Source organism: Leclercia sp. UBA2479 (genome assembly GCF_002341985.1).
GTDB lineage: Bacteria > Pseudomonadota > Gammaproteobacteria > Enterobacterales > Enterobacteriaceae > Enterobacter > Enterobacter pneumoniae.
Genome location: NZ_DDPB01000013.1, coordinates 1 through 24,925, shown reverse-complemented (window position 1 = coordinate 24,925; position 24,925 = coordinate 1). Strand labels below are relative to the sequence as shown.

22 protein-coding genes and 2 pseudogenes are annotated in these 24,925 nt (G+C 52.8%); 14 read left to right on the top strand and 10 right to left on the bottom strand.

Annotated elements, in window-relative coordinates:
* The first annotated feature begins 47 nt into the window (after nt 1-47).
* Nucleotides 48-683: a recombinase family protein gene (locus B3B59_RS17955; RefSeq protein WP_286809654.1), complete on the top strand. Its 636-nt coding sequence runs from the start codon at nt 48-50 to the stop codon at nt 681-683.
* A 103-nt stretch (nt 684-786) separates the two neighbouring features.
* Here the strand turns inward: B3B59_RS17955 and mcbA are convergent, their stop codons facing one another.
* Nucleotides 787-1,050, bottom strand: coding sequence for a DUF1471 family periplasmic protein McbA (gene mcbA, locus B3B59_RS17950; RefSeq protein ID WP_046886924.1), 264 nt, complete (start codon nt 1,048-1,050; stop codon nt 787-789).
* A gap of 240 nt (nt 1,051-1,290) precedes the next feature.
* Between mcbA and rlmF the strand changes: the two genes are divergently transcribed.
* Nucleotides 1,291-2,202, top strand: a complete 912-nt coding sequence (gene rlmF, locus B3B59_RS17945; protein WP_040076458.1) for a 23S rRNA (adenine(1618)-N(6))-methyltransferase RlmF — start codon at nt 1,291-1,293, stop codon at nt 2,200-2,202.
* Here the strand turns inward: rlmF and ybiO are convergent.
* The 6 genes from ybiO to rhtA all read right to left on the bottom strand — a co-directional run bounded on the left by ybiO (nt 2,199) and on the right by rhtA (nt 8,808).
* A complete protein-coding gene (ybiO, locus tag B3B59_RS17940; protein WP_046886923.1) occupies nt 2,199-4,424 on the bottom strand; it encodes a mechanosensitive channel protein in 2,226 nt (741 codons plus the stop codon). The genes rlmF and ybiO overlap by 4 nt on opposite strands.
* Before the next feature lie 128 nt (nt 4,425-4,552).
* The gene (glnQ, locus tag B3B59_RS17935) at nt 4,553-5,275 is read right to left on the bottom strand and encodes a glutamine ABC transporter ATP-binding protein GlnQ (RefSeq protein ID WP_040076456.1); all 723 of its coding nucleotides are present in this window, start codon (nt 5,273-5,275) and stop codon (nt 4,553-4,555) included.
* Complete coding sequence (gene glnP, locus B3B59_RS17930) at nt 5,272-5,931, bottom strand: glutamine ABC transporter permease GlnP (RefSeq protein ID WP_040076455.1); 660 nt, start codon at nt 5,929-5,931, stop codon at nt 5,272-5,274. Before glnP ends, glnQ begins: the two co-directional genes overlap by 4 nt.
* 74 nt (nt 5,932-6,005) lie before the next feature.
* Nucleotides 6,006-6,752, bottom strand: a complete 747-nt coding sequence (gene glnH, locus B3B59_RS17925) for a glutamine ABC transporter substrate-binding protein GlnH (RefSeq protein WP_040076454.1) — start codon at nt 6,750-6,752, stop codon at nt 6,006-6,008.
* Nucleotides 6,753-7,112: 360 nt separating this feature from the next.
* Entirely contained in the window at nt 7,113-7,616 is a 504-nt protein-coding gene (gene dps / locus B3B59_RS17920) for a DNA starvation/stationary phase protection protein Dps (protein ID WP_040076453.1), read from the bottom strand.
* 301 nt (nt 7,617-7,917) lie between these two features.
* The gene (rhtA, locus tag B3B59_RS17915) at nt 7,918-8,808 is read right to left on the bottom strand and encodes a threonine/homoserine exporter RhtA (protein WP_286809653.1); all 891 of its coding nucleotides are present in this window, start codon (nt 8,806-8,808) and stop codon (nt 7,918-7,920) included.
* 354 nt (nt 8,809-9,162) lie between these two features.
* Between rhtA and ompX the strand changes: the two genes are divergently transcribed.
* Entirely contained in the window at nt 9,163-9,684 is a 522-nt protein-coding gene (ompX, locus tag B3B59_RS17910; protein ID WP_207293289.1) for an outer membrane protein OmpX, read from the top strand.
* 68 nt (nt 9,685-9,752) lie between these two features.
* Here the strand turns inward: ompX and B3B59_RS17905 are convergent, their stop codons facing one another.
* Both B3B59_RS17905 and mntS read right to left on the bottom strand, forming a co-directional pair.
* Nucleotides 9,753-11,336, bottom strand: a complete 1,584-nt coding sequence (locus B3B59_RS17905; protein WP_286809652.1) for a phosphoethanolamine transferase — start codon at nt 11,334-11,336, stop codon at nt 9,753-9,755.
* Nucleotides 11,337-11,614: 278 nt separating this feature from the next.
* Nucleotides 11,615-11,743, bottom strand: coding sequence for a manganase accumulation protein MntS (gene mntS / locus B3B59_RS17900; RefSeq protein WP_046886919.1), 129 nt, complete (start codon nt 11,741-11,743; stop codon nt 11,615-11,617).
* A gap of 184 nt (nt 11,744-11,927) precedes the next feature.
* On the opposite strand from mntS, the gene mntR reads away from it, so the two are divergent.
* The 10 genes and pseudogenes from mntR (at nt 11,928) to B3B59_RS17855 (ending at nt 21,625) form a co-directional block, all read left to right on the top strand.
* Complete coding sequence (gene mntR / locus B3B59_RS17895) at nt 11,928-12,401, top strand: manganese-binding transcriptional regulator MntR (protein WP_040076448.1); 474 nt, start codon at nt 11,928-11,930, stop codon at nt 12,399-12,401.
* Entirely contained in the window at nt 12,398-13,507 is a 1,110-nt protein-coding gene (locus tag B3B59_RS17890; RefSeq protein ID WP_286809651.1) for an anion transporter, read from the top strand. Before mntR ends, B3B59_RS17890 begins: the two co-directional genes overlap by 4 nt.
* A gap of 101 nt (nt 13,508-13,608) precedes the next feature.
* Nucleotides 13,609-14,703 carry an HlyD family secretion protein gene (locus B3B59_RS17885; protein ID WP_046886917.1) on the top strand — a complete coding sequence of 365 codons (1,095 nt, stop codon included), beginning with the start codon at nt 13,609-13,611 and terminating at the stop codon, nt 14,701-14,703.
* On the top strand, nt 14,700-16,271 hold the full coding sequence (locus B3B59_RS17880; protein WP_212477403.1) for a DHA2 family efflux MFS transporter permease subunit: 1,572 nt from the start codon (nt 14,700-14,702) through the stop codon (nt 16,269-16,271). Before B3B59_RS17885 ends, B3B59_RS17880 begins: the two co-directional genes overlap by 4 nt.
* Nucleotides 16,271-17,794, top strand: coding sequence for an efflux transporter outer membrane subunit (locus B3B59_RS17875; protein ID WP_233801309.1), 1,524 nt, complete (start codon nt 16,271-16,273; stop codon nt 17,792-17,794). Before B3B59_RS17880 ends, B3B59_RS17875 begins: the two co-directional genes overlap by 1 nt.
* A gap of 99 nt (nt 17,795-17,893) precedes the next feature.
* Nucleotides 17,894-18,934, top strand: coding sequence for an aldo/keto reductase (locus tag B3B59_RS17870; RefSeq protein WP_040076443.1), 1,041 nt, complete (start codon nt 17,894-17,896; stop codon nt 18,932-18,934).
* Nucleotides 18,935-19,700: 766 nt separating this feature from the next.
* The gene (locus tag B3B59_RS20515) at nt 19,701-19,883 is read left to right on the top strand and encodes a zinc ribbon domain-containing protein (protein WP_077898079.1); all 183 of its coding nucleotides are present in this window, start codon (nt 19,701-19,703) and stop codon (nt 19,881-19,883) included.
* Between the two features lie 127 nt (nt 19,884-20,010).
* Nucleotides 20,011-20,763: a deaminase domain-containing protein gene (locus B3B59_RS17865; RefSeq protein ID WP_023335007.1), complete on the top strand. Its 753-nt coding sequence runs from the start codon at nt 20,011-20,013 to the stop codon at nt 20,761-20,763.
* A gap of 23 nt (nt 20,764-20,786) precedes the next feature.
* Nucleotides 20,787-21,117, top strand: a pseudogene (locus B3B59_RS17860) (IS3 family transposase); the annotation flags it as partial.
* Nucleotides 21,118-21,325: 208 nt separating this feature from the next.
* The gene (locus B3B59_RS17855; protein ID WP_071787448.1) at nt 21,326-21,625 is read left to right on the top strand and encodes a helix-turn-helix transcriptional regulator; all 300 of its coding nucleotides are present in this window, start codon (nt 21,326-21,328) and stop codon (nt 21,623-21,625) included.
* Between the two features lie 22 nt (nt 21,626-21,647).
* Here B3B59_RS17855 and B3B59_RS17850 read toward each other — a convergent pair.
* Nucleotides 21,648-22,795: pseudogene (locus B3B59_RS17850) on the bottom strand (IS3 family transposase).
* 755 nt (nt 22,796-23,550) lie between these two features.
* Here B3B59_RS17850 and B3B59_RS17845 point away from each other — a divergent pair.
* A complete protein-coding gene (locus tag B3B59_RS17845; RefSeq protein WP_023335010.1) occupies nt 23,551-24,468 on the top strand; it encodes a hypothetical protein in 918 nt (305 codons plus the stop codon).
* Nucleotides 24,469-24,925 lie beyond the last annotated feature (457 nt).

Sequence of the window (24,925 nt, the reverse complement as noted above, 5' to 3'; positions counted from 1 at the left end):
ATGCGAGATCAGGTGTGCGATAACGTTAATGCGATAGCGGGGGCGATATGTTCATCAGAGCTTATTTACAAGCGTCTGCAGAGGATCCCTGGGCCGATCGGGTGAAAGAGGTGCTGGACGGCTTTGTCCAGACCCGGGGTCATCGTATTGCCAGCTATTATCGGGAAGATTTCGCTTCCCTCACGTCTGACCGCCCCGAGTTTGCGCGTCTGCTGGCAGAAAGCTTGCCGGAGGACATCCTGCTTATCGATCGTATTGATCGCTTAATCCGCCTGACGAGCCACGACTGGACCCGTTTGACCAACCAGGTGACGCAGCACGGGCTACGGATCCTGAGCCTGGATCTCCCGGCGACGTGGCAGATGATGAGCGGCCCTTCAGATCCGGCGGTAGCGGTGGCGATTAATCACACCTTACTGGACACCCTGGCCGCTCTTGCCCAACAGGCACTGCAGCATCAGCGCGTTCGGCAACAGGAGGGTATTGCCCGGGCGCAACGTCTGGGTAAATTCAACGGGAAGCCGCCAGATCGCGAGCGGCATAAAAAGGTGTTGTACTGTCGGCAGGTGAAAAAGATGAGTATCCAGGAGACTGCGCAGGCGACCGGCTATAGCCCATCGCAAGTTTGCCGTATTCAGGCTTTATATCGCCAGACGGAGAAACCTCTGGCAGAGCGAGAATAAAAATACTGCGCCCTAAGATGTCATGCCGATCAATCGAGCACGATTACACCACGCTTAACCGATCAGCATTACACCTAAAGATGCAGCCTCAATGGCCGGAAACTTACTTGTAAATAGTGGCAGTCCCGAACATTTTATTATCACCGCTGGCCGATTCCACGGTGAATCCTGTCGCACCCTGTTCACGGGCTTTTTCCGCCAGTTTACTCTGCAGGTCATCGAGATTGCTGGCCCCGGAAACGGAGACAGTGCCGGCGGGACGGAGCTGATTATTCGCATCGCCACGCATAAGCGGTTCTGCCGCCAGGGCGGCGAATGATGCGCCCGCCAGCGTACCGGCGGCGAGCATTACGAGATATTTTTTCATGGTCACACCTCTTATCACTTCAGATGAGTCAAGGTAAGTGTAGGACGGCAATGCGTGTGATTCAGCGCAAAAAATTGATGGAGATATGCTTATTTTTTGAACGATATTTTTTGACAATTCAATGACAAATCATAGACATCCAGGCATTTGATTTTTGACGCTTTGTTCTCATGCGTAGAGAATGATTTACCCTTGTGCCAGCAAAGAGTATCTTACGCCGCTGTTTTAAAGGAGAACGCCATGACATCCCAGAAGCCGGGGTTGCACCCACGCAACCGCCATCACAGCCGTTACGACATGAATGCCCTTTGCCAGAGCTGTCCGGCGCTGCGCGATTTTATTATCTCGTCACCTGCGGGCGAGCCAACGGTGAACTTCGCCGATCCGCAGGCGGTAAAGACGTTAAATAAAGCGCTGCTGGCCCATTTTTACGGCGTCGCGCAGTGGGATATTCCGGAAGGCTATCTTTGCCCACCCGTACCTGGGCGCGCGGACTATATTCACCATCTGGCAGATCTGCTGGCGGCGGATCGCGGCGGCGTGGTACCTGCAGAGGCCACGGTGCTGGATGTCGGTACCGGCTCGAACCTTATCTACCCGCTGATTGGCGTCCATGAATACGGCTGGCGTTTCACCGGCAGCGAGATTGACCCGCAAGCCTTTGCCAGCGCCACGGCGATCATAAACCACAATCCGGGCCTGAGCCGCGCCATCCGTCTGCGTCGCCAAAAAGAGGCCACGGCGATCTTCGCGGGCATCATTCATAAGAATGAGCACTACGATGCCACCCTCTGCAATCCCCCGTTCCATGACTCCGCCGAAGCGGCACGCGCGGGCAGCGAGCGCAAGCGTCGTAATCTCGGCCAGGCGGCGGATGGGGCGCTGAACTTTGGCGGCCAGCAGCAGGAGCTCTGGTGTGAAGGGGGCGAGGTCGCGTTTATCAGTAAGATGATCGCCGAGAGTGCGCAGTACGCAAGACAGGTTAAGTGGTTTACCACCCTGGTGTCGCGCGGTGAAAATCTGCCGCCGCTCTACCGTGCGCTGACGGCGGTCGGTGCGGTAAAAGTGGTGAAAAAAGAGATGGCCCAGGGTCAGAAGCAGAGCCGCTTCATCGCCTGGTCCTTCCTCGACGATAACAAACGTAGCCGTTAAAGCGTCGGCGCCTGTGGCGGCAGTGTGGGGGGAGCAGGGGAGGCCGGCGACGGCAGCACCTGATAGGTTTGAACCGGCATCCTGACGTCGGCCAGATCGAAGTGCTTCTTCACCATGCTGTCGAGAGCGAAACGCACCGTCCACTGCTTCAGCGGCTGGGTAGTGAAGGAGACGCGCAGCGTAAAGGCGGTATTCGTCAGCCCTACAATCCCGGCGAACGACGGCTCGCCGATAATCAGGCCCCGAATATCCTCCTGCTCCATCAGCTCGTCTACCGCCGCCTTTAACGCCCCTTTGGCCTTCTCCGCATCTTCATGGCGATCCACATCGTAATTGGCGACCACCGAGCCGATACCGCGAACAAAGTTGGCGAAGGTGGTAATCGAAGACCAGGGGATAATGTGATACGCCCCGGTATCTTGCCGAACCCCCACGGAGCGAATCGACATCCGCTCTACCGTGCCGGTTAACGGCCCAATCGTCACCAGATCGCCGGTGTTCATCCCGTTTTCAAACTGGATGAAGATCCCGGTGATAATGTCTTTGACCAGCGTCTGGGAGCCGAACGAAATCGCCAGCCCCAGCGCCCCGGCACCGGCCAGCAGAGGAGCGATATTCACGCCGATCTCTGAGAGCACAATCATGATAGTGATAGTGCTGATGATCACCGCCAGCGCGTTGCGGAACAGCGTCAGCAACGTGCGGGCGCGGGCGCTGGGCAGCGGACGGCCATGAATATCTGACACCAGCCGGTTTTCAATCAGGCTGGCGAGCAGCGTCCAGCCGACGGCAGAGAAGAAGAGGATCAGCGCAATGCGGATCACGATATCCACCGCTTTCTCCCCCGCGCCGTTGTGTAGCCAGTTCCAGAAATCAAACAAGCTCCAGGCATTGAGTAGCAGCATAATCGCCACCGCCACGCAGAGGATCCTGGCCACCTTCAGTGAGGCGGAAATCCAGCCGTTAAGCCGTTTTTGCAATTCAGGGTAGTTGCGCTGCACCTGCGGCGACAGGGTGATGGTTTTGGCCAGCCAGCGTGAAAGCAGGCCAGAGATAAAGGCCGCAATCCCGATAATCGCCAGGCTCTGGAAGGTGGCACCCATCATAAACTTCAGGCTGTTGCCGGGATCGAACAGCGAGAAGAAGCAGAGCACAATAAAGTAGGCGCAGGCCAGCCAGTGCCACACCAGCGCAAACGCGCGAATAAATAGACTAAAGAAGGATAAGGAGCGGTCGGCCAGGTGCAGCAGTCCCTCGGTAATGGCCCGCTTATTATGAAAGATAAGATAGAGCGCCCAGACGGTGATGCAGAGCATAATCAGCACGTTAGCCAGCGCACCGATCTGCACATTGACCTGGTTGGAGATAATGGGCACCGCCACCAGCAGGCCATAACCAATGAGTCCGCTCAGGGTACTCAGGCGCAGCGACCAGTATTTTGCGGTCCGATCGTCGATGTTGAACGGACGTAGCTCCGGAACGTGAGGGCAAAATATTAGCCGTAGAATAGCTTTAAAGAATTCGATCAGCGCGAAAGCGTTAAGGAACAACCCCTGCTGGAAGGCGATGGTTTTGTTACCGGCATGCAGGTTATCACTCAGCAACTGGCCGACGAAAAGGGTGAGTACCAGCAGCAGCAAGTCGATAATAAAGGCGGTGGTAATCATCAGCGGCAGGTGTAGCCAGCTACTCTTCTCGCGGTTTTTCTTTCGTCCCCACGCGCCCATTTTACGGTACAGCGGCCAGGCGCAAAGGCGCACCAGCCAGTAGAACGCAAAGACCAGCCCGGCGAGGATCAGGAAATGGCTGGCGGCATTGAGAAAGGTATCCGGATTAAACGCTTTGTGTGGGGAGCCAATCAGGTTGCGGTAGAGCTGCGCAAAGCGGGTTGCCAGCGCTTCGCCATAGTGACGCCCAACATCCGTGACATTCTCCAGTACCGTTTTCTCTTCTTCGATGGCCGGCGGCGTGATTTTGGGCGCCGTCTCCTGCGGCGGCGTGGCGGCCGCAGTACGCAACTGCCCAATCAACTCCTGACGTGACGCGTCATTTTCAAGGACATCCGCCAGAGCGGAGTAAGCCGCTTTCTTCTGTTCAACGTCGGGCTCTGCCGGGGCTGCCCCCTCTGCTGCCGGGGTCGTCCCCGTGGTGACGCCCGGAATAGTAATCGCCTGCGCAGGGGCACACAGCAGGCTAACAAGCAGCAACAGGATCCACGGCACGGCGTCCTCCGATGACAATATTCAGCAAAAAGATAAGTATAGATGGCGGGGGAGGGAGAAATGGTTTTGAGAACATTCCGGCGTAAAAAAGCCGGGCGAACCCGGCTTAGCGTATTAACAAAGCACCGTCAGGAGACGTGCTGCAGGAACTCCTGCAGACGCTGGCTTGGCGGATTCTCGATCAAGGTCTGCGGGTTGCCATCTTCAGCAATACGCCCTTTATCGATAAAGATCAGACGTGAAGCGACTTTCTCGGCAAAGCCGATTTCGTGGGTCACAATCACCATCGTCATCCCTTCTTCCGCCAGGTCCTGCATCACCTTCAGGACTTCATGGCGCAGTTCCGGGTCAAGCGCAGAAGTAGGCTCATCAAACAGCATCATCTTCGGCTTCACCGCCAGCGCGCGGGCAATCGCCACACGCTGCTGCTGACCACCGGAAAGTTCAGAAGGATAGTGGTGACCACGTTCGGCCAGGCCCACTTTCGCCAGCAGCTCTTTTGCCAGCTTCTCAGCTTCCGCTTTATTGGCACCGCGCACGCGCAGCGGGCCAAACATTACGTTTTCCAGCGCGGTCAGATGCGGGAAAAGGTAGAACTGCTGAAACACCATCCCCGCTTCCTGGCGGATAAGGCGTTCATCGACTTTCGGGTCATTAACCTTCAGACCATCGACAATCAGGTCGCCGCTGGTGATCTCTTCCAGTTTGTTAATGCAGCGCAGCAGCGTGGATTTACCGGAACCCGATGGGCCGATGATCACGACCACTTCGCCCGTTTCGATCTTCAGGTCGATATTATGCAGCACCTGGGTCTGACCAAAGTGCTTGGAGACGTTTTTGAATTCAATCACAGGATTTTCATCCTTCTTTCCAGACGACGTAAAACAAAGCTCAGTGCCAGCGTAATAATCAGATAAACCACGGCAACGGCGGTCCAGATCTCGAGCGCACGGAAGTTACCGGCGATGATCTCCTGGCCCTGACGCGTCAGTTCGGCCACGCCGATCACAATGAACAGCGAGGTATCTTTAATGCTGATGATCCACTGGTTACCCAGCGGCGGCAGCATACGGCGCAGCGCCAGCGGCAGAATAACGTGGCGAATGGTCTCGCGGCGAGAGAGACCCAGGGCGAGGCCCGCTTCGCTAAAGCCTTTATGAATCGACAGCACTGCCCCACGGGTGATCTCCGCAATGTAGGCACCGGAGTTGATCATGATGGTGACCACGGCCGCGCTGAACGGATCGATACGCAGGTCAGTAAAGGCCATAGGCAGGGCGAAGTAGATGAACATCACCTGTACAACGATAGGTGTGCCACGAATGATTTCAATGAAAACCAGTGCGATGTGGTTGGCAATCCAGCCGCCGTAGGTGCGGGCGAAACCGGCGACGAGGCCGATAATCAACCCGCCAATGAGACCGAGGACCGAAATCCACAGGGTCATTTTGGCGCCTTCAAGCAACAGAGGAATGGCGGGCCAGATGGCGCTCCAGTCAAACTCCATGATTAGTTCCTGTTTTTACCGTGGTGAAGACAACAGGGGGCGAAGTTCGCCCCCACAGAAGAGCAAACGCGTTATTATTTTGGTTCAGTACCGAACCATTTTTTATAAATTTCGTTATAAGTGCCGTTCTCACGCAGGGTTTTCAGCGCGCCGTTCACTTTAGTACGCAGATCGTCGCTGCCTTTCGGGAAGGCGATACCGTATTCCTGCGCTTCCAGAGACTCACCTACCGCCTTAAACTTGCCGTTGCCTGCAGTTTTGATGAAGTAAAGGATGTTCGGGGTATCGTGCAGCACCGCGTCAGCGCGGTTGGTGCCCAATTCCATATAGGCGTTATCGATGTTCGGGAACTGACGCAGGTCTTTGGTTTTGATGTTTGCTTTTGCGTAGTCAACAGAACCGGTACCACTCTTCACCGCAACCACTTTACCGTCGAGATCTTTAGCGCTTTTCACATCGTTGTTATCAGCTTTGACCATCACCAGCAGGCCGCTTTTGTAGTAGCCGTCAGAGAAGTCGATCGCTTTTTTACGCGCATCAGTAATGGTGATACCGGCCAGTGCCAAGTCCACGTTTTTGGTCTGCAGTGCCGGAACGATGCCGCTGAAATCCATTGGCTTCAGGGTGTAGTCCAGTTTCAGCTCTTTAGCGATAGCTGCCCACAGATCTACGTCAAAACCAACGTACTGGTCGCCTTGCTTGAATTCGAACGGAACAAATGCGGTATCGGTGGCAACGATCAGTTTTTTATCAGCAGCCTGAGAAGAAACCGCGAAAGCCAGGGTCAGTGCAGCCAGTGAGACTTTTAATACAGACTTCATAGCATTTCCTTTTATATCCACGGGGCGATCCCCTGCGAGAACGAACGGCTATATGAAAAAATCGTGCCAACTTTGCAAGTGGTTGTTTCACAAAGGAGCTACACCAGAGTCTTGCGCATTCTATGGTGCAATTCGCTTTCTTTGCACCACAATGGAGCACTGTTTTGGTGCAGGTGATTTTTGATCGCTATAGCCCTGCTATTAAGCGCATATATTGATGAAAAAACAATCTCGCGTTAACGATTGTGTGAGGTGATTATTACAAATCTGTCACTTTTGCCTGGCATATAGACGATTTGTTGCACCATAGATGTGCAAAACCCCCGCCGAAGCGAGGGTCAAAGGCTGAAAAACAAGGTATTACTCGATGTTAGCTTCGATGAACCACAGATACTGATCCAGGTCGCGGGACGCTGCGGTAAAGATATCAGCGGTATCTTCATCTTTGGCTTCGCCAATGGCTTTACGCACGTCGTTAGCGACTACGGCATAACGGTCTGCCAGCTCTTTCAGGTGATCCTGTACGCTGTGAATATCCAGCGGGTAGCTTTTCAACGGAGTTTTATTGTTGATAACCTGCGTGGTGCCCAGCGCCACGCCACCCAGCTGAACGGCACGCTCAGCCATGGTATCCATATGTGCAGTCAGTGAAGTACGGAAGCCATCCAGCATCTCATGTACGGCAATAAAGTTGGCGCCGCGCATATTCCAGTGGGCCTGTTTAGTAATCAGCGACAGGTCAATGAACTGGATCACCTGGCGATTCAGCAACTCGATTGTTGCTTTCTTATCGCTATCCGATACATCGTTGCGGGTATAAAGCAGATTAGACGCTTTCGTTTTAACCAGTTTAGCGGTACTCATAATCTCATATCCTCTTGATGTTTGTGTCCCAGGTAATTACTGGAGATAAGTATAGCACCACATTTTTAGCCTGCGACCCGGTACTGCCTATCGGTTTAATAGAAAGAATAATTAAGACTTATTAAAGGTCCTGAAAATCAGAGGCTTATAATATTTCGTTGTAAAAGATTCTTATTTATAAAAATCGGTAAGAGAGGAGAGAGAATATTTCCGATTGATGACAATTTGTGCGGGCATATTTAATTTCGCGCAATCTGGCTTATATTCTGCATGGCGCATATTGGCCATGCAGAATTACCCGTCAGCGGTTGATATCTACCTCTTCGACCTTGGTTTCGCGCCGCAATGTCAGGGTTGAGCCCATCGACGCAGCAATAATAGAGCAGAGCGCCAGCGTCTGGGTAAAGGTGAGCGTTTCACCAAGAAACACCATACCTGACATGGCTGCCAGCGCGGGCTCCATGCTCATCAGGGTGCCGAAGATGCGCGTGGGCAGGCGGGTGAGCGCAATCATCTCCAGTGAGTAGGGGAGCGCCGTTGAAAGGACCGCGACCGCAAGCCCGACGGGCAAAATCGACCACTGCCAGATCGACTCGGTGGCCTGCGCCATCCCCAGAGGCACAAAGATGATAGCGGCAATCAGCGATCCCAGCGCCACCGTTGCGGGGCCATGCTCTTCCCCCGCACGCTGACCGGTAAGGATATATAAAGCCCAGCAGGCACCCGCGCCAAGCGCCAGCGCGGCACCGGTTAAATCCACATGCGCAATGTCCTGACCGAGGGGGAGCAGGAACCACAGCCCCAATACCGCCAGCACCACCCAGACAAAGTCTACCGGGCGGCGCGAGGAGAAGAGCGCCACCGCCAGCGGGCCGGTAAACTCCAGCGCCACCGCAATTCCCAGCGGGACGGTCTGTATTGATAAATAGAAGAGGTAATTCATCGCCCCCAGCGACAGGCCATAAAAGAGCAGCGGCAGGCGCTGTGATTTTTCAAAACGCAGACGCCAGGGCTTAAAGATAATTACCAGGATAAGCGTGCCGAGCGCAATACGCAGCGCCGTTACGCCCGGCGCGCCGATCACGGGAAAAAGAGATTTCGCCAGCGATGCGCCGCTCTGGATAGACAACATGGCGATAAGAATAACGACAACCGGCATCCAGACCGGCGATTTGCGGGGCAACCCAGGCATCCTTTCTCCTGTCAATTTATGTCAAACGAAGTAAAGGTGGCAGTGTAATTGAAATAAGCTGTCGCGGTTGAGACTTCGTTGAAAAAAAGTTCCCTGAAATCCGTAGAATGGCATTCATAGACCGGGCTTATTGCCAAGCAGTTTAGGAATAGTCTGGATGAATGTATTGAATCTGACGCGCACTATTACATTTTTGGGATGTATTTTCGGTGAGATTTGAAAGAGATAACTGATTATGGAAATAATTAGTTACACCAAAAGGGCCGTTAGACATCACTAATCAGAAAGAGTTTCACAAGAATTTTTGATATATTTAAAACTTACGGACTTACTTGAAGCACATTTGAGGTGGTTATGAAAAAAATTGCATGTCTTTCAGCACTGGCAGCCGTTCTGGCCGTTTCCGCAGGCACCGCAGTAGCGGCAACTTCTACCGTTTCCGGTGGTTACGCTCAGAGCGATATGCAGGGCGTTATGAACAAAACTAACGGCCTGAACCTGAAATACCGCTACGAGCAGGACAACAACCCACTGGGTTGGATCGGCTCCTTCACCTACACCGAAAAAGATCGCTCTTCCGGTGATGTGTATAACAAAGCACAGTACTACGGCATCACCGGTGGTCCTGCTTTCCGTCTGAACGACTGGGCAAGCATCTACGGTGTAGTGGGTGTGGGTTACGGTAAATTCCAGCAGACTTCCGACACCGGTCTGGTTCGCTCTTCTGACGACACCAGCGACTACGGTTTCTCCTACGGTGCAGGTATGCAGTTTAACCCAATCGAAAACGTTGCGCTGGACTTCTCCTATGAGCAGAGCCGCATCCGTAACGTTGACGTTGGCACCTGGATCGCGGGCGTAGGTTACCGCTTCTAATCACTCCGGTGAGCCAATAAAAAATCCGCCCCTGTGGCGGATTTTTTTTGTCTTCAACAACCCAATCCTTACCGACTTTGGGTGGCGAAAATGTCGCTCCCCAGATGGTTATAGTCCACTTTCTGCAACTTGAAGTTCGTGACATAGACCGGCGGTGCCTTTTGACTGGAGATAAAGCGGTAGTGACTGGCGATCTCTTTTGCCTGAATTCCCGTCCACTGAGAGAAGAAGCTCAGGAAATCGTTCGCCGAGCGGCGGGCCTTGATCATGCGGTGGCGCTTATCGTCGCTGGAGAGCACCATAAAAGGCACCTGGAAGTTTTGCTGGAAGGCGTCATCATGAGCCAGATACTGCACCGCTTTACCGCGCTCTTTAAACGCCAGCCCGTGATCGGAAAAATAGACCATCGAGAAACTGTCGCCCGTATTTTGCAACTGGCTATACAGCTGACTTAACAGCTGGTCGGTCTGCGTCATGGTATAGAGGTAACAGGAGGTCTCTTTCGACTGCACAAACTCGGCGTATTTGCCTTTGGTGCGATCGCAGGCCTGTGGGTGCGAGCCCATCAGATGCAGCACAATAAGCTGCGGCTGCGTACGATGCGTGCTGAAAACCTGCGCAGTCATCTTCAGCAGTGCCTCATCCTGGGTATTTTTATCGGCTTCAAAATCACCGCTCTTCAGGAACTGCACCTCGTCGGCACGCTTAGCAATACTTGCGATGGCGGTATCATATTCGCCAATCTGGCCCTGATTGGAAAACCACCAGCTCTGGAAGCCGGCACGGTTCGCTAGGGTGACGAAGTTATCCTGATACTGGGGTTTGTTATCCACTACCCGATTAAGCGTCAGCCCCAGTGACTTCTGCGTAGAGCCGCTGGCGGCAATATAATCGGTAAACAGGGTGCCATTCACCGCACTGGCAAAAGGGGTGTTGTTCCAGTGGCCGCCAAAGGCGCCCAGCGCATCGCGGCGAGCGCTTTCGCCTATCACCACCATATAGATGTGATATTTCGGCTTCACCGCCGTCACGTTCCAGGTATCTTTCATCTGCGACAACGCGCTCATGCGCGCCTGTTCGTCGATCACTTCCTGGTTGTTCACCACCACGTCTTTCACAAAACGGAAGACCGGGTAGCCGCTATCTTTCAGCCTGAAGACGCCACCCCATGCCAGGTTCTGCACCGGGGCGACAAAAAAGGCGGCAAGGCTGACGGCCAGGTAGAGGCTGTCCAGTCGGTTCCACCCTTTTTTGGCTTCGGGTTTACGTCGCACAGCAATAACGCCCAGCGCAAAGATAAACAGGCTAACCACATAGCTATACCAGGGGAAGATGGTCAGGATCTCTGTCGACTCCTCCATATTGGTGGAGTGCATCGCCAGCAGGGTATTAAAGTTGGGTGCCCCATAGGCCTGAGAGAAGGGGAAGTACATTGCCGCCACCAGCGAGCAGATGCCCAGCAGCCCTTTCTGCACGCGCGGTGCGCTACGCCACAGCAACAGCAATACGCAGGTGAAGGCCACCGCGTAGAGCAGACTGAAGGGGTAGCCCAGCGCAAAATTAATCAGCAGTGATTGTAGAAAGTAGAATCCCGTCCACGGGCTTAAGGCCCGGCCGCGGGTCACAAGTGATTCTTTCAGGGTTAAATTCATAGGTCACAATCATGAAAACGCCATGTGCTCACCCTGGCGCCAAGGGTCAAAACCTGCCTGAGAGTGCGGAGAAGGGGAATTGGGGTCCGCGTCTGCGAGCCGCAAATAGTGCAGGGCTGCAAGAAGATAGTGCCAGCGGCGATGAAGGTCAACAGCTATAAAGAGGATGTTTTGCGAAGAGGGCTACAAATCCGTAAAAAAGATCCGGCAATTTGCCTTACGGCCCAGTCTACAAAGGAAGTGTGACAAAAAAATGAAGCGGCGTACCGCGACGCCGCCTAGCGGGAAGGTTTATCGTTCTGCTGTGATTTGCCAGTAATCATGTCGCAAATCATGTTCAGCAGCATTAAGCGTACTGTGAATGGAGAGTGGCTAAACACCTGTATACACCTCTTGAATTCGTTCATCTCAACCTCCTGATGAATGATCCCTTCGATCCCTGAAGGTGACTGCATTACATACAGATATAGCACAGGCTATATTTTATAGCTATGGCTATTACGTTAATTTTTTGTGCTTGTTCACGCATGGTTTACAATGGCCGCATTTGAATTGCGCTGCTGGAAGCGTCACCCCCATTGAGGAAGCACAATGACCCATCGTGCAGGTAAAACCACGACAAGAAAAAAGACGCAGCTGGTAAATGTTGAAGAACACGTTGAAGGATTTCGTCAGGTTCGCGAAGCGCATCGTCGCGAGCTGATTGATGATTATGTTGAGCTGATTTCCGATCTGATCCGTGAGGTGGGCGAAGCACGCCAGGTCGATATGGCCGCGCGTCTCGGCGTCTCCCAACCGACGGTGGCAAAAATGTTGAAACGACTCGCCTCGGTGGGGTTGATCGAGATGATCCCCTGGCGCGGCGTTTTCTTAACCCCTGAAGGCGAGAAGCTGGCGCAGGCCAGCCGCGAACGCCATCAGATTGTGGAAAACTTCCTGCTGGTGCTGGGCGTCAGCCCCGATACTGCCCGCCGCGATGCGGAGGGGATGGAACACCACGTTAGCGAAGAGACTCTGCAGCAATTCAGCGAGTTTACCCGCAAATACGGACCTGCCTCTGAATGACCCTTCCAGGCCTGGGGGCGCTGGCCCGCGATCGTTTCTTTCATCTGTTAGTCTTGATTGGCGTCGGGCTCAGTTTTTGCGTTCCTTTCGCCCCCCAGCGCTGGCCTGCCGCTATTGACTGGCACACCATCATTACCCTGAGCGGGCTGATGATGCTCACCAAAGGGGTAGAGCAGAGCGGCTTTTTCGACGTGCTGGGACGCAAAATGGTTCGTCGCTTCGCCACGGAACGCCGCCTGACGCTGTTTATGGTCTTCTCGGCGGCGCTGCTCTCCACTTTTCTGACCAACGACGTGGCGCTGTTCATCGTGGTGCCCCTGACGCTAACGCTGCGCAAGCTCTGCGAGATCCCGGTCAATCGATTGATCATCTTCGAAGCGCTGGCGGTCAACGCCGGTTCACTGTTAACCCCGATCGGGAACCCGCAGAACATTCTCTTATGGGGACGCTCTGGCCTGTCGTTTGCCGCTTTTAGCTGGCAGATGGCGCCCCTGGCGGCGGTGATGATGGTTACGCTGGGGGTGATGTGCTGGTTTGCTTTCCCGGCAAAACCGCTGCAGTACCATACCGGCACGGCGGCCACGCAGGCGTCACCGCGTCTGGCGTGGAGCTGCCTGGCACTCTATCTGGTCTTTCTGGTGGCGCTCGACCTGAAACAAGAGCTGTGGGGGGCGCTGCTGGTAGCCGGCGGCTTCTTACTGCTGGCGAGGCGCGTCCTGGTAAGCGTCGACTGGACGCTGCTGTTGGTCTTTATAGCGATGTTTATTGATGTGCATTTGCTGATTCAGGTGCCGGCGCTGCAGGGTGTGCTGCAAAACGTAACCCAACTGTCGCAGACGGGATTGTGGATCACCGCTATAGGGCTGTCACAGGTGATAAGCAACGTACCCTCGACCATACTGCTGCTCAATTATGTTCCCCCCAGCGCACTGCTGGCCTGGGCCGTCAACGTCGGCGGTTTCGGGCTTCTGCCCGGTTCCCTCGCCAACCTGATTGCCCTGCGGATGGCGAACGATCGCCGTATCTGGTGGCGCTTCCACCTCTGGTCAATCCCGATGCTGGTCTGGGCATCGCTGGTCGGATTCGGACTATTCCTTCTCATATAATGCGCAATTTGTCAGTTTTTCCTGGCAAATGTATAGCAACGTCCTAGCTTTATTGAACGGCATAGTGTGATGCCGCTCACTGACAGGACCGTTGCTGAACTATGGCTGAAGATCAAAAGTCCCCTGCTGACGAGCAGGAAAAGAACAATAATGAGCGTAAGCGTCCGGGTAAAAAACCGTTAATTATCCTCGGCATTGTCGTGGTGGTGATGGTTATCGTGGCGCTGGTGTGGTGGTTTTTAACCCGTAACGAAGAGACAACCGACGACGCCTTTACCGACGGCGACGTGGTGACCATTGCGCCGAAAACGGCAGGCTACGTCACCGAACTGCGCGTGCGTGATAACCAGCGCGTGAAAAAGGGCGATCTGCTGGTGGTGATCGACCCGAGAGACACCACCGCCCAGCGCGATCAGGCGCAGGCCCAGCTTGGCCTGGCAACCGCACAGCTGCATCAGGCCCAGGCGCAGCTGGCGCTCTCAAAGGTGCAATACCCCGCGCAGCGTGATGAAGCGAAAGCCCAGGTGCTAAAAGCTCAGGCGGATCTCGCCAATGCGCAGGCGGAATATCGTCGTCAGCGCGGGGTCGATCCGCGTGCGACCACCCAACAAAGTATCGATTCCGCTAACGCCCAGCTGCGTAGCGCCCAGGCGGGCCTCGCCAGCGCCCAGGCGCAGCTTGAGGTAGCGGAGCAGGTTCAACTGCAAATCCGCCAGCAGGAGACCAACGTCGAAGCGCGTCAACGCCAGGTGGATCAGGCGAAAGCGCAGCTCGAAACCGCCAACCTCAATCTTTCCTACACTGAAGTCCGCGCCCCGTTCGATGGTTTTGTTACCAAACGCAACGTGCAGCCCGGTACGCTGGTGCAGGCAGGCTCGGCGCTCTTCTCGTTGGTCTCCCCGAACGTCTGGGTGGTGGCAAACTTCAAAGAGTCTCAGCTTGAACGGATGAAGCCGGGCGATAAGGTACAGGTCTCCGTGGATGCCTGGCCTGACATGGAGCTTGAAGGCCATATCGACAGTATCCAGCAGGGCAGCGGCTCGCGTTTCTCCGCCTTCCCGTCGGAAAACGCCACCGGTAACTTTGTGAAAATCGTGCAGCGCGTGCCGGTGAAAATCGTGATTGATAAGGGGCTGGATCCGAACAAACCGCTGCCGCTGGGGCTGTCGGTTGAACCGAAGGTCACAGTGGAATGACGGATCAGAGTCACGATAACTGGAAGCCCGCCAGTAACCCCTGGGCGGTGGCGATTGTCGTCACCCTGGCGGTGTTTATGGAGATCCTCGACACCACCATTGTCAACGTGGCGCTGCCGCACGTGGCCGGGTCGCTCTCGGCCAGCTATGACGAATCCACCTGGGTGTTAACCAGTTACCTGGTGGCAAACGGTATTGTCCTGCCCATCTCCGCCTTTCTGAGCCGGCTGTTTGGCCGCAAGCAGTTTTTCTTAATCTGCATTGTGATGTTCACCATCTGCTCATTCCTCTGCGGCATTGCCACCGAGCTGTGGCAGATCATCCTGTTCCGCATCATGCAGGGCTTCTTTGGCGGCGGCCTGCAGCCTACCCAGCAGTCGGTGCTGCTTGACTACTTCAAGCCTGAGGACAGGGGCAAAGCCTTTGGCCTCTCGTCCATCGCCATTATCGTCGCCCCGGTTCTCGGGCCGACGCTGGGCGGCTGGATCACCGACAACTACTCGTGGCGCTGGGTCTTTTTCATCAATATTCCGGTCGGGATCGTCACGGTGCTGGCGATCTACCAGCTGCTGGAAGATCCGCCCTGGGAGAGCAAATCCAAAGAGAAACTCTCTGTCGACTGGACGGGGATCGGCCTGATCGCGCTCGGGCTGGGCTGCCTGCAGGTGATGCTCGACCGGGGTGAGGATGACGACTGGTTCTATTCAAACGTGATCCGCACCTTCGCGGTGCTGACGCTTATCGGCATCATCGGTGCCATTTACTGGCTGATGTATGCCAAAAAGCCGGTGGTCGACCTGCACTGCATGAAGGACAAAAACTTTGCCGTATCCAGCCTGCTGATGGCGGGGATGGCAATGATCCTCTACGGCAGCTCGGTGGTTATCCCGCAGCTGGCCCAGCAGGATCTTGGCTATACCGCCACCTGGTCGGGCATGGTGCTATCGCCTGGGGCAATATTGATCGTATTGACCATACCGCTGGTGCTGAAGCTGATGCCGGTGGTGCAGACGCGCTGGATCATCGCCTTCGGCTTTACCTGTCTGGCGGTGTCGTTCTTCTGGTCCCGCACGTTAACCCCGGATATCGATTTCGAAACCCTGGTACTGTTCCGCAGCGCCCAGTCGATTGGACTCGGGTTCCTGTTTGTACCGCTCACGACCATTGCCTTTATCTCGATTCCGCGGCAGCTCAACGCCGATGCGGCGGCGCTGTTTACCATGTTCCGCAACGTCGCAGGCTCGATAGGCATTTCGCTATCGACGGCGGCGATCACCGAGCGTTCCCAGGCGCACAGCGCACATCTGGCCTATCACGCCTCGCCGTTCAACGAGCAATTCCAGCTGGCGATACGCGAAAGCGCCCAGGCGATCCAGAATTTCACTACCCAGGTCGGCGACCCGACCGGCATCGCCACCGGGCGGATGTACCAGACCATGATCGAGCAGTCGCGCTTTTTGGCCTACATCGACGTCTTCACCCTTCTGAGCGTGGTGGCCTTTTTACTGATCCCGTTTTGTTTGTTGCTCTCGCCGGTTAAGAGCGAGGGGAGTGCAGGAGCACACTGATGATACACAGACGTTTACACCCTCTGATGATAATGCTGTTGCTCGCAGGCTGCGCCGTGGGGCCGGACTATCAACAGCCCGCACCGCCTGCGGTCACCCACTGGAATGACAAGGGGGATGGCGAGGTAAATTCGAAAACCGTTTCGGCCGCCACCAACCCTCGCTGGTGGAAAACCTTCAACTCGCCGCAGCTCGATAGCCTGATTGAACGCGCCATCGCCGGAAACCTCTCTCTGCAGCAGACCGTGTTGCGCATTGCCGGGGCGCGGGAACAGATCAACCAGGCGGGCGGGGCGTTTTATCCGTCGGTAAACGGCAGTTTACAAGCAACCCGCCAGCAGCTCGGGCTGGAAGGAGAGCTGAAATCGCACGGGGTATACGACCAGCTTGATAATGTCGACCCGCAGCTGCGGGGGGCGTTAGGCCCGCTGACCCAGCCGATCAACCTTTACCAGGGCAGCTTTGACGCCCAGTGGGAAATCGACCTGTGGGGCAAGGTTCGCCGTCAGGTTGAAGCCGCCGAAGCGCAGCAGCAGGCGGCGATTGAGCAGCGTAATGACGCGCTGGTGTCGCTGGAGGCGGAAGTGGCGCGGGCGTGGCTGCAGCTGCGCGGCGCGCAGAGCATTATCGCCACCCTCAATACCCAGATTGAGAGCGCCCGGCAGACGCTGGATCTCACCGACAACCGCCAGCGCGGCGGGTTGTCACCCCAGATGGACGTGGAAAATGCCCGCGCGCAGCTCGGTACGCTTGAAGCGCAGCTTCCGCAATATCAGGCGCAGGCGCGACAGGCGATGAATGGCCTGGCGATCCTCCTCGGCAAACCGCCGGGGGCGCTGGACGCGGAGCTGCAGTCCGCCCAGCCGATGCCCGCCTTGCCGGACATTGTGCAGACGGGGATCCCGTCCACGCTGGCACGTCGCCGCCCGGACGTACGCGAGGCGGAGGCCAATCTCCACGCCGCCACGGCGCAGATCGGCGTTTCGGTGGCGCAGCTGTTCCCGAGCTTTACCCTCTCCGGTCAGTTTGGTCTGCGCAACAGCGAAACCAACTGGCTCACCGACTGGAGCAGCCACTTCTACAGCTTTGGCCCGCAGGTCTCCATTCCTATCTTCCAGGGTGGGCGGCTGGTCTCCAGCGTGAAAGTGGCGCGCGCGCAGCAGGGCGCTGCGGTGCTGGACTATCGTCAGACGGTGCTAACGGCGCTCGGCGACGTGGAAAATGCGCTGGTGAGCTACCGTACCGATCAACAGCGTGAGGCAGGGCTGGCGAAAACCATTGATGCACTGCAAAACGCCTTTGATCTGGCAAGCGACAGCTACCGGCAGGGGATTGCCACCTTTATCGACGTGCTGGATGCCCAGCGACAGCTGGCGCAGGCCGAGCAACAGCGCGCGCAGGCGCAGGTGCAGAGCGCCCTTGACCTGGTCGCGTTGTACAAGGCGCTGGGCGGCGGCTGGGAGCCGTATCAGCAGGTGCAAATGCCAGACTACCCCGTCTTTGGCGATGCACCTCGCGGATAAGATGGCGAGAATTGGGCAAGAAACGGACAGGAACCGCACATTCGCGGTCGGCGTGCACCGGGTATAACTATGGGGTACTCAACAAACAAGGAGTCTCAAATGCGATATCAAAAACTCGGTAATACCGGCCTGTTCGTCTCTGAACTCTGCCTCGGTACCATGACCTTCGGCGGCGAAGGCGGCATGTGGGGCAAGATTGGCCAGCTCCAGCAGAGCGACGCGGAGCAGCTGGTAGGCCGCGCGCTGGACGCCGGTATTAACTTTATCGATACCGCCAACGTCTACTCGGAAGGGCGTTCGGAAGAGATCACCGGCCAGGCGTTAAAAAACCTGAAGGTGCCACGGGAAAACGTGGTGGTGGCGACCAAAGTCTTTGGCGAAACCGGCACGGGCGGGGTGAACTCACGCGGTAGCTCGCGTTACCACATCATCAGCAGCGTAAAAGAGAGTCTGCGCCGGCTGCAGCTCGATCATATCGATCTCTATCAGTTGCACGGTTTTGATCCCGCCACCCCCATTGAAGAGACTCTTTATGCGCTGGATAATCTGGTGCAGCACGGCCATGTTCGTTATATCGGGGTCTCTAACTGGGCGGCCTGGCAGATCATGAAGGCGCTGGGTATCTCCGAGCGGTTGGGTCTGGCGCGGTTCGCCTCTCTGCAGGCTTACTACACCATCGCCGGGCGCGATCTGGAGCGCGAACTGGTGCCGATGATGCAAAGCGAAGGGGTGGGCTTGATGGTCTGGAGCCCGCTGGCGGGCGGCCTGCTCAGCGGGAAATACGATCGCAACGGACAGAGCGAATCCGGCGGCCGTCGTCTGGAATTTGACTTCCCGCCGGTGGAAAAAGCGCGTGCCTTCGATTGCGTCGATGTGATGCGCACTATCGCAGAGAGCAAAGGGGTCTCGGTGGCGCAGATTGCGCTGGCGTGGTTGCTGCATCAGCCGGTGGTCAGCAGCGTGATCGTCGGGGCGAAGCGGGTGGATCAACTGGATGACAACATTGCCGCCACCGAAATCCGCCTGAGCGAAGATGAGCTAAAACAGCTTGATGCCGTCAGCGTCTTGCCACGGGAGTACCCCGGCTGGATGCTGGAGCGCCAGGGAGAATATCGTCGGAATCAGCTCGCACAGCAGTAATTTCCACTCCCTTTCTGGGCCGGAGCCGCAGCGCGGATCCGGTGTGGAGTCATATTAGAGTTATGTCACTATTCATTTTTGGACAATTAAAGTTATGTCACTAAATATATTAAATATCTGATATATATAGATGTTATATCAAAGATCTTCTTTGAGAATCCTTTTGAACACTATTTTTTAAGAGCGTAAGATCTGGCTGACAAAAAACGATGTGGATTGTATCTTTCGAGGACTACACTGTTGACCCTTGAAAATGTATCTCTTTATTGGTAAAAGGCATGAAATGTTGTTAAAAGACATAAAACGTCATAAGTCGCCAAAACTGCAGATAAAACCTGTGTAAGTATTTTGCACTTCTAAGCGAGTAAGGTTTAACAGCTTATAATCTGTTATATAAATAAACAGCTTATAGGCTGTTTATTTTTAAGCTATTTGTTTATATATATATCAATACAAGTGGTTATCACGAATACACAATACAACTTGAAAATTTAGAATCATTTACGCATCGATATGGTCGGTTTTTGCAAAGTCAAAGGACTTTTCAAAAGAGCGCATACAGGACGATTGGGGGTAACACAGCAAACTTGGAGACAAACCCCGAAATTGCAAGCTTTGAGTGTTTGTTTGGATTGTTTGACTTGGTTATACACTTCATATTGTCCCCTACCTCGGAAAGCCCAGTAGCTTTCACTTCTCACCACGAAAAACGCCCTTGAATTCATGCGCCAGTTGAAGTACAAATCCGAATTGGTGGGGACGGCTCCTGGTTGCAATTGACCCGTTTATCCCGTCAACGAAACTTTGTGGCGGTTGCGTCTATACGCTGCCGAAACTGGTGCTTAACGTTCGTTCGTGGAATTGCCAGGAATGCGCAGAAACCCATGATCGTGACGTAAATGCCGCGAAAAATAATAAAGCTGCCGAGTTGGCAGTGTTAGTCCACTGAGCGGCTGTAAGCCCTGAAGTAGCTTAGTGGGGATTAGGTTGGTTGCCTTGATATGGGGCTCCTTGCCCTGAAAGGGCTAGGAGCAGTCAAAGTATGGTCGCTCGCTTAACATAACGGATCATGGTAAATGGATATTAGCCCTGCGGAATATTGTGAAATTATAAATTGTTTTAATCACTTGCTAAGTTATAGAAAACCAGCTGAATATCTTAGACATCAGAGTAAAGCTGTTATCAATGATGATGATATTTTCGCTGTACAGAAATTTTTACCTGCCAACTATGCAAATTGTTCATTGATGATGGGCGAAACAGTCATAATGAATAGCCTGTTTGCAACGAGCGTAAAGGGCGCGGAAAAAGTCAGAGATATTCAAATGCTCTCGGATCGGCACGGATATACTTTACCCACTACGGTAGCCAGTTTAGCCTTACGGCAGAGTAGGGCAAATCAGGAATGGTATTCACAGTCAGATCCTATCTGGGTCGCTGCACCGTATCCTGCATCAACTTTTGCGCTTTATGAAATTGAATATAAAGGTGAATACGACCGAGTTCATGACTCTGAAAGGATCCTGCTAAATGTTATTCATAGTCTAATCGTGAACAAAGACTTCATCTTTGACCGGGTGATTTTACTAACTGAACGTATCCCATGCGTCAGTTGTACAAAGGTTATTATCGATTTTCTGACCCAACATGATGTTAAGTTGATTCTGGCGTACTGTTACTCCTCGGGGCGGGCATGGTCTGGCCGCGGTTATGAGAGCTTTAGCGAGCAACTAAAAACCGCACCCGATATTTTGGGACGTCTGTCGGTAAAACATATTATCGAGCTTCGGGGCGGAGTAATTGACGTTATAGACAGGACGGTAAATTGACTGCAACTCGAGGTGAATGAATAGACCTGCGAGATCGCGGGCAACAATGCGGGATTCACCGTGGCTAGTGCCTGATGAAGCGTGCCGGGATAAAGGCAAAGGTCGGGGAGCGAAGCCCACGAGCTCGTAAAGATGTAGCCAGTATCGTGACACCAACAGGCTCCAGCGGCGGTTCAACCCGGAAGTACCGGATAAATGTTGGGTAACGGACATAGCTTATATCCGAACCCACGAAGGCTGGCCGTAGTTGTTGGACTGTTTTCACGCAAGGTAATCGGCTGGTAAATGCAACCCCGGATGACAAAAGAAATTGACCTATATGCGCTTCTGATGACCGCGTGGCGACGTAAACCCCTAAAGTACCTATGTTCATTGATGAAAAGCAGGTAACATTTGTAAAATGTTACAAGATGCCTAAATGGCCTTCAAACCCTGTTTCCGTTGCCCTGCAAAACTTGGTTAATAAGGGTTAACAGCTTGTGGACTGTTATGTGCATTAACAGCTTATAGACTGTTAAAGCATTAAGTTTTTTATTCATATTAATCAGTACGGATTGTCATCATGAGCACTCAATACTATTTGAAAACGTTGAATCAGTTACGCCCCGTTCTGGTTGGTTTCCGCAAAGCTAGGGGACTTACTCAAAAAGAGCTTTCTGGACGATTGGGTGTAACACAGCAAACTTATGCTCGTTTGGAAGCAAACCCAGCAACTGCAAGTTTTGAGCGCTTGTATAAAGTGTTTAGTCTGCTGGGGGTTGAGCTCGTACTTTCCTCAAGGGAACCATTAGCGGATTCAAAGCCCCAACTCATTTCAAAGCAGCAAGATACAGCGCTTCCTGCAAGGTGGGAGTCATGGTGACATCTGAATAGCCACAGATAATCTAGACACTTCCGAGCCGTTGATAATACTGGTTTTCATATTCTGTCGGTGACATCTGATCGCTAGAACCATGCCGACGCTTACTGTTATAAAACATTTCGATGTAATCAAAAATATCGCTGCGGGCTTCTTCCCGCGTTCCGTAGATCTTTTTCTTTATCCGTTCGCGTTTCAACAACTGGAAAAAGCTTTCTGCAACCGCATTATCATGGCAGTTACCGCGACGGCTCATGCTGCCCTCCAGACCGTGTGATTTCAGGAACGACTGCCACTCATGGCTTGTGTACTGACTGCCCTGATCCGAATGAACCAGCACCTGTTTTTGGGGATTACGCCGCCATACAGCCATCAGCAGTGCGTTCAGGACAATGTCCTTTGTCATCCGGGATTGCATGGACCAGCCGATAATTTTGCGTGAGAACAGATCAACAACCACGGCAAGATACAGCCAGCCTTCGTGGGTCCTGATGTAGGTTATGTCCGTTACCCAACGCTCATCCGGAGCATCCGGATTGAACTGTCGCTGGAGCCTGTTGGGCGACACGATACTGGCCTCGCCTTTACGTGCCCGCGGGCTCCGGTATCCGACCTGAGCCTTTATCCCGACACGTTTCATCAGTCGCCAGACTCTGTTCACTCCGCACTGTTGCCCGCTGTCCCGCAGATCCAGATGGATTTTGCGATAACCATAGACGCATCCCGATTCCAGCCAGAACTGTTTAATCTGTCATGTCAGTCTCAGGTCTGCCTGATGGCGTTGTGAATGCGGCTGCTGAAGCCAGGCGTAAAAACCACTGGGATGAACATCCAGCACCAGACAGAGCAGGCGAACAGGCCAGCAACAGGTGTTGTCACGGATAAAGGCGTACCTCAGTCGGACAGCTTTGCGAAGTACGCCGCGGCTTTTTTTAATATGTCCCGTTCGTCGGTAACCCGCTTCAGCTCTTTCTGGAGACGGCGGATCTCGGTCTGAGCAACTGACTGTTCTTTATTAGCGGAAGAATCCGGACCGTACTTCTTTATCCAGGCGTAAAGGCTGTGGGTGGTGATATCGAGACGTGTTGCAACGCTGGCAACAGAATAACCGCGATCGACAACCTGTTTGACTGCTTCAATTTTAAACTCTTCGGGATAACGCTTACCGCTCATGGGCACCTCTCTTTAAGCCATCTTAAATGACTCTGAGGTGTCTGTTAAACCTGTGGCGATTCAGTTTGAATGGAACGACTTTTTCTCGCCAGTTCTTTGAGACTAAAAATACAAGACGTAATAGCAGTGAATAAACATCTTGTCTGAACAACAGATTGCCATTTTCTTCACTGTTTTATTCAGACGTAAATTCATCTGGAGTTGAAGCGAAATTGTCTTTGGTGTCACTGACAGTTACCGGCATGGTTTCATTAAACCGGAACCCCTGTCTGGGTACGGTGATGATAAAATTTTCCTTACTGTCAGCGACTTTCCTGAAATCTTTGCGGGCCAGGAGAATATTCTAGTAGACAGTATTGGGGAGACGTCTTTATAAGACTCGCCCCAGCCAGCTTTAGATAGCTCTGCTAGGCTGACGATTCAGAATTTACGACTCGGTAATGCTGATCACACGATGCAACTGCAGAACCTCGAATGCTTAGAGGTATGTATCCTAGCTTAATGCTACATCTCGTGATTATTCCTATCACAGGGAATTAAAATTTTCATGCAATGGATTGCATGAGATGGTTTTAAAAGTGACAATTACATCCGTCCGGCCTATGTACATTGGCCTGGACGCTGCCACAGGGACGCTACCCTTTGGACACGAAAAGGATAGACAGGCTACTATTCACAGTTTCTTGGTGGATTATACTATACTAAACGTGGAGAAGTTATTTGATAAACAGGAATGATAATGATAGAGGTTTATTATGTTTTTCAATGACGAAAGTTTGTTCAGTTTCCTTTACAGGACTCAACTTGTTTATGGCTATCATAATTTCAGAAATCTAATTACTCTTGGCGGCTGGGTTGCATATAAAATAATTGCCAGGAAGGAGCTCTTGCCAGTTTACCATCGATTTAATGAATTTAAGTTATTTAATGTTGTAAATTCGAGTGAGCATCCACACACCACTTTTTCTTCCCCATATTCAAATTTGAGAGAGTTTAAAGAATTTACTGAGCATGGTACAGCTTATATTAATGGTCGGCCTGACAGAACAATCAGATTTTGCAATGTTTGTATTTTGGAAAGCAAAAAAAAGTATGGTGTGGGTTACCTTAAAAAAGATTGGGAGTTTTCTCGGTATTGTTTTAAACACAAACTGCCGTTGTCTGAAATCATTTCTTGTTCATATATAAAAACAGTTAAAGCTATGAGTGATATTATGCAGGGGGGGGTACCTGAAAATGATGTTCTTGTTATATCTCCCCTGGAGAAAATCAAATTGAAGGGAATAAAAAAACAGAAGATAACACCCTTATCCACTCTTTATATAAAACCGTGTGCTTCATTTTTAATGAAAGAATGGATTTATGCAAACAGAATTATATTAACTGAATTGCTTCAGAGAAAGCTATATGATCTCCAAAAGGACGTGCTATTGAAACAGCTCACACTGTACCCTGAATGGTACGTCTCAAAACTTTATCACAAAAGACACGATGAAAGCCTTGTTATTTTTAAAGATTATGTAGCACAGAATACATGTGTAATAAAAGAAAAGTATGGAGTATTACGAAAGGATAGTTTTGTTTTTCGGTGTTTAAAGGCAAAGATGATAAATTGTAAAGACTGCGCTGAAAAATTATCGCCGAGGGATTGTAAGTTGCAAAATAAATTTTAAATATTGTGAACCTTCAGTCGTTTAAATGTTAGTTTGGTTTAAGTAATTCTGATTAATTAATACCAAGATAACTTTAGGTATTTGGACTTACCCCACAACAGTAGACAAATTATGTCCTCACGACAAGATCTGCTCGATGGCCTCCGAACTTACGCTGCCGAGATGACTTTGGCGCCTGGCCCGGTTATAGAAGATTTTAAGTTAAAAGCGAACAGCAGGGGGTTGTTCCGTATGAGGGGTTATATCGCTGGTGTCAACTACCGATTTACGAACAATAAAATTGACCTGCTATTCTACAGGTCAATCCATCTTGAGGATTTTTGCTGTTTTGTCAGCACAGCGTGGGTTATTGCTTTCTCTCTATTACGTTAGCAGCGTTGGATGATTTACTTGTAGTTGGACGATCCTCCGTCTGCGTAACCAGACTCATGGCTGCCGGGGCTTTGTTGAATAAATC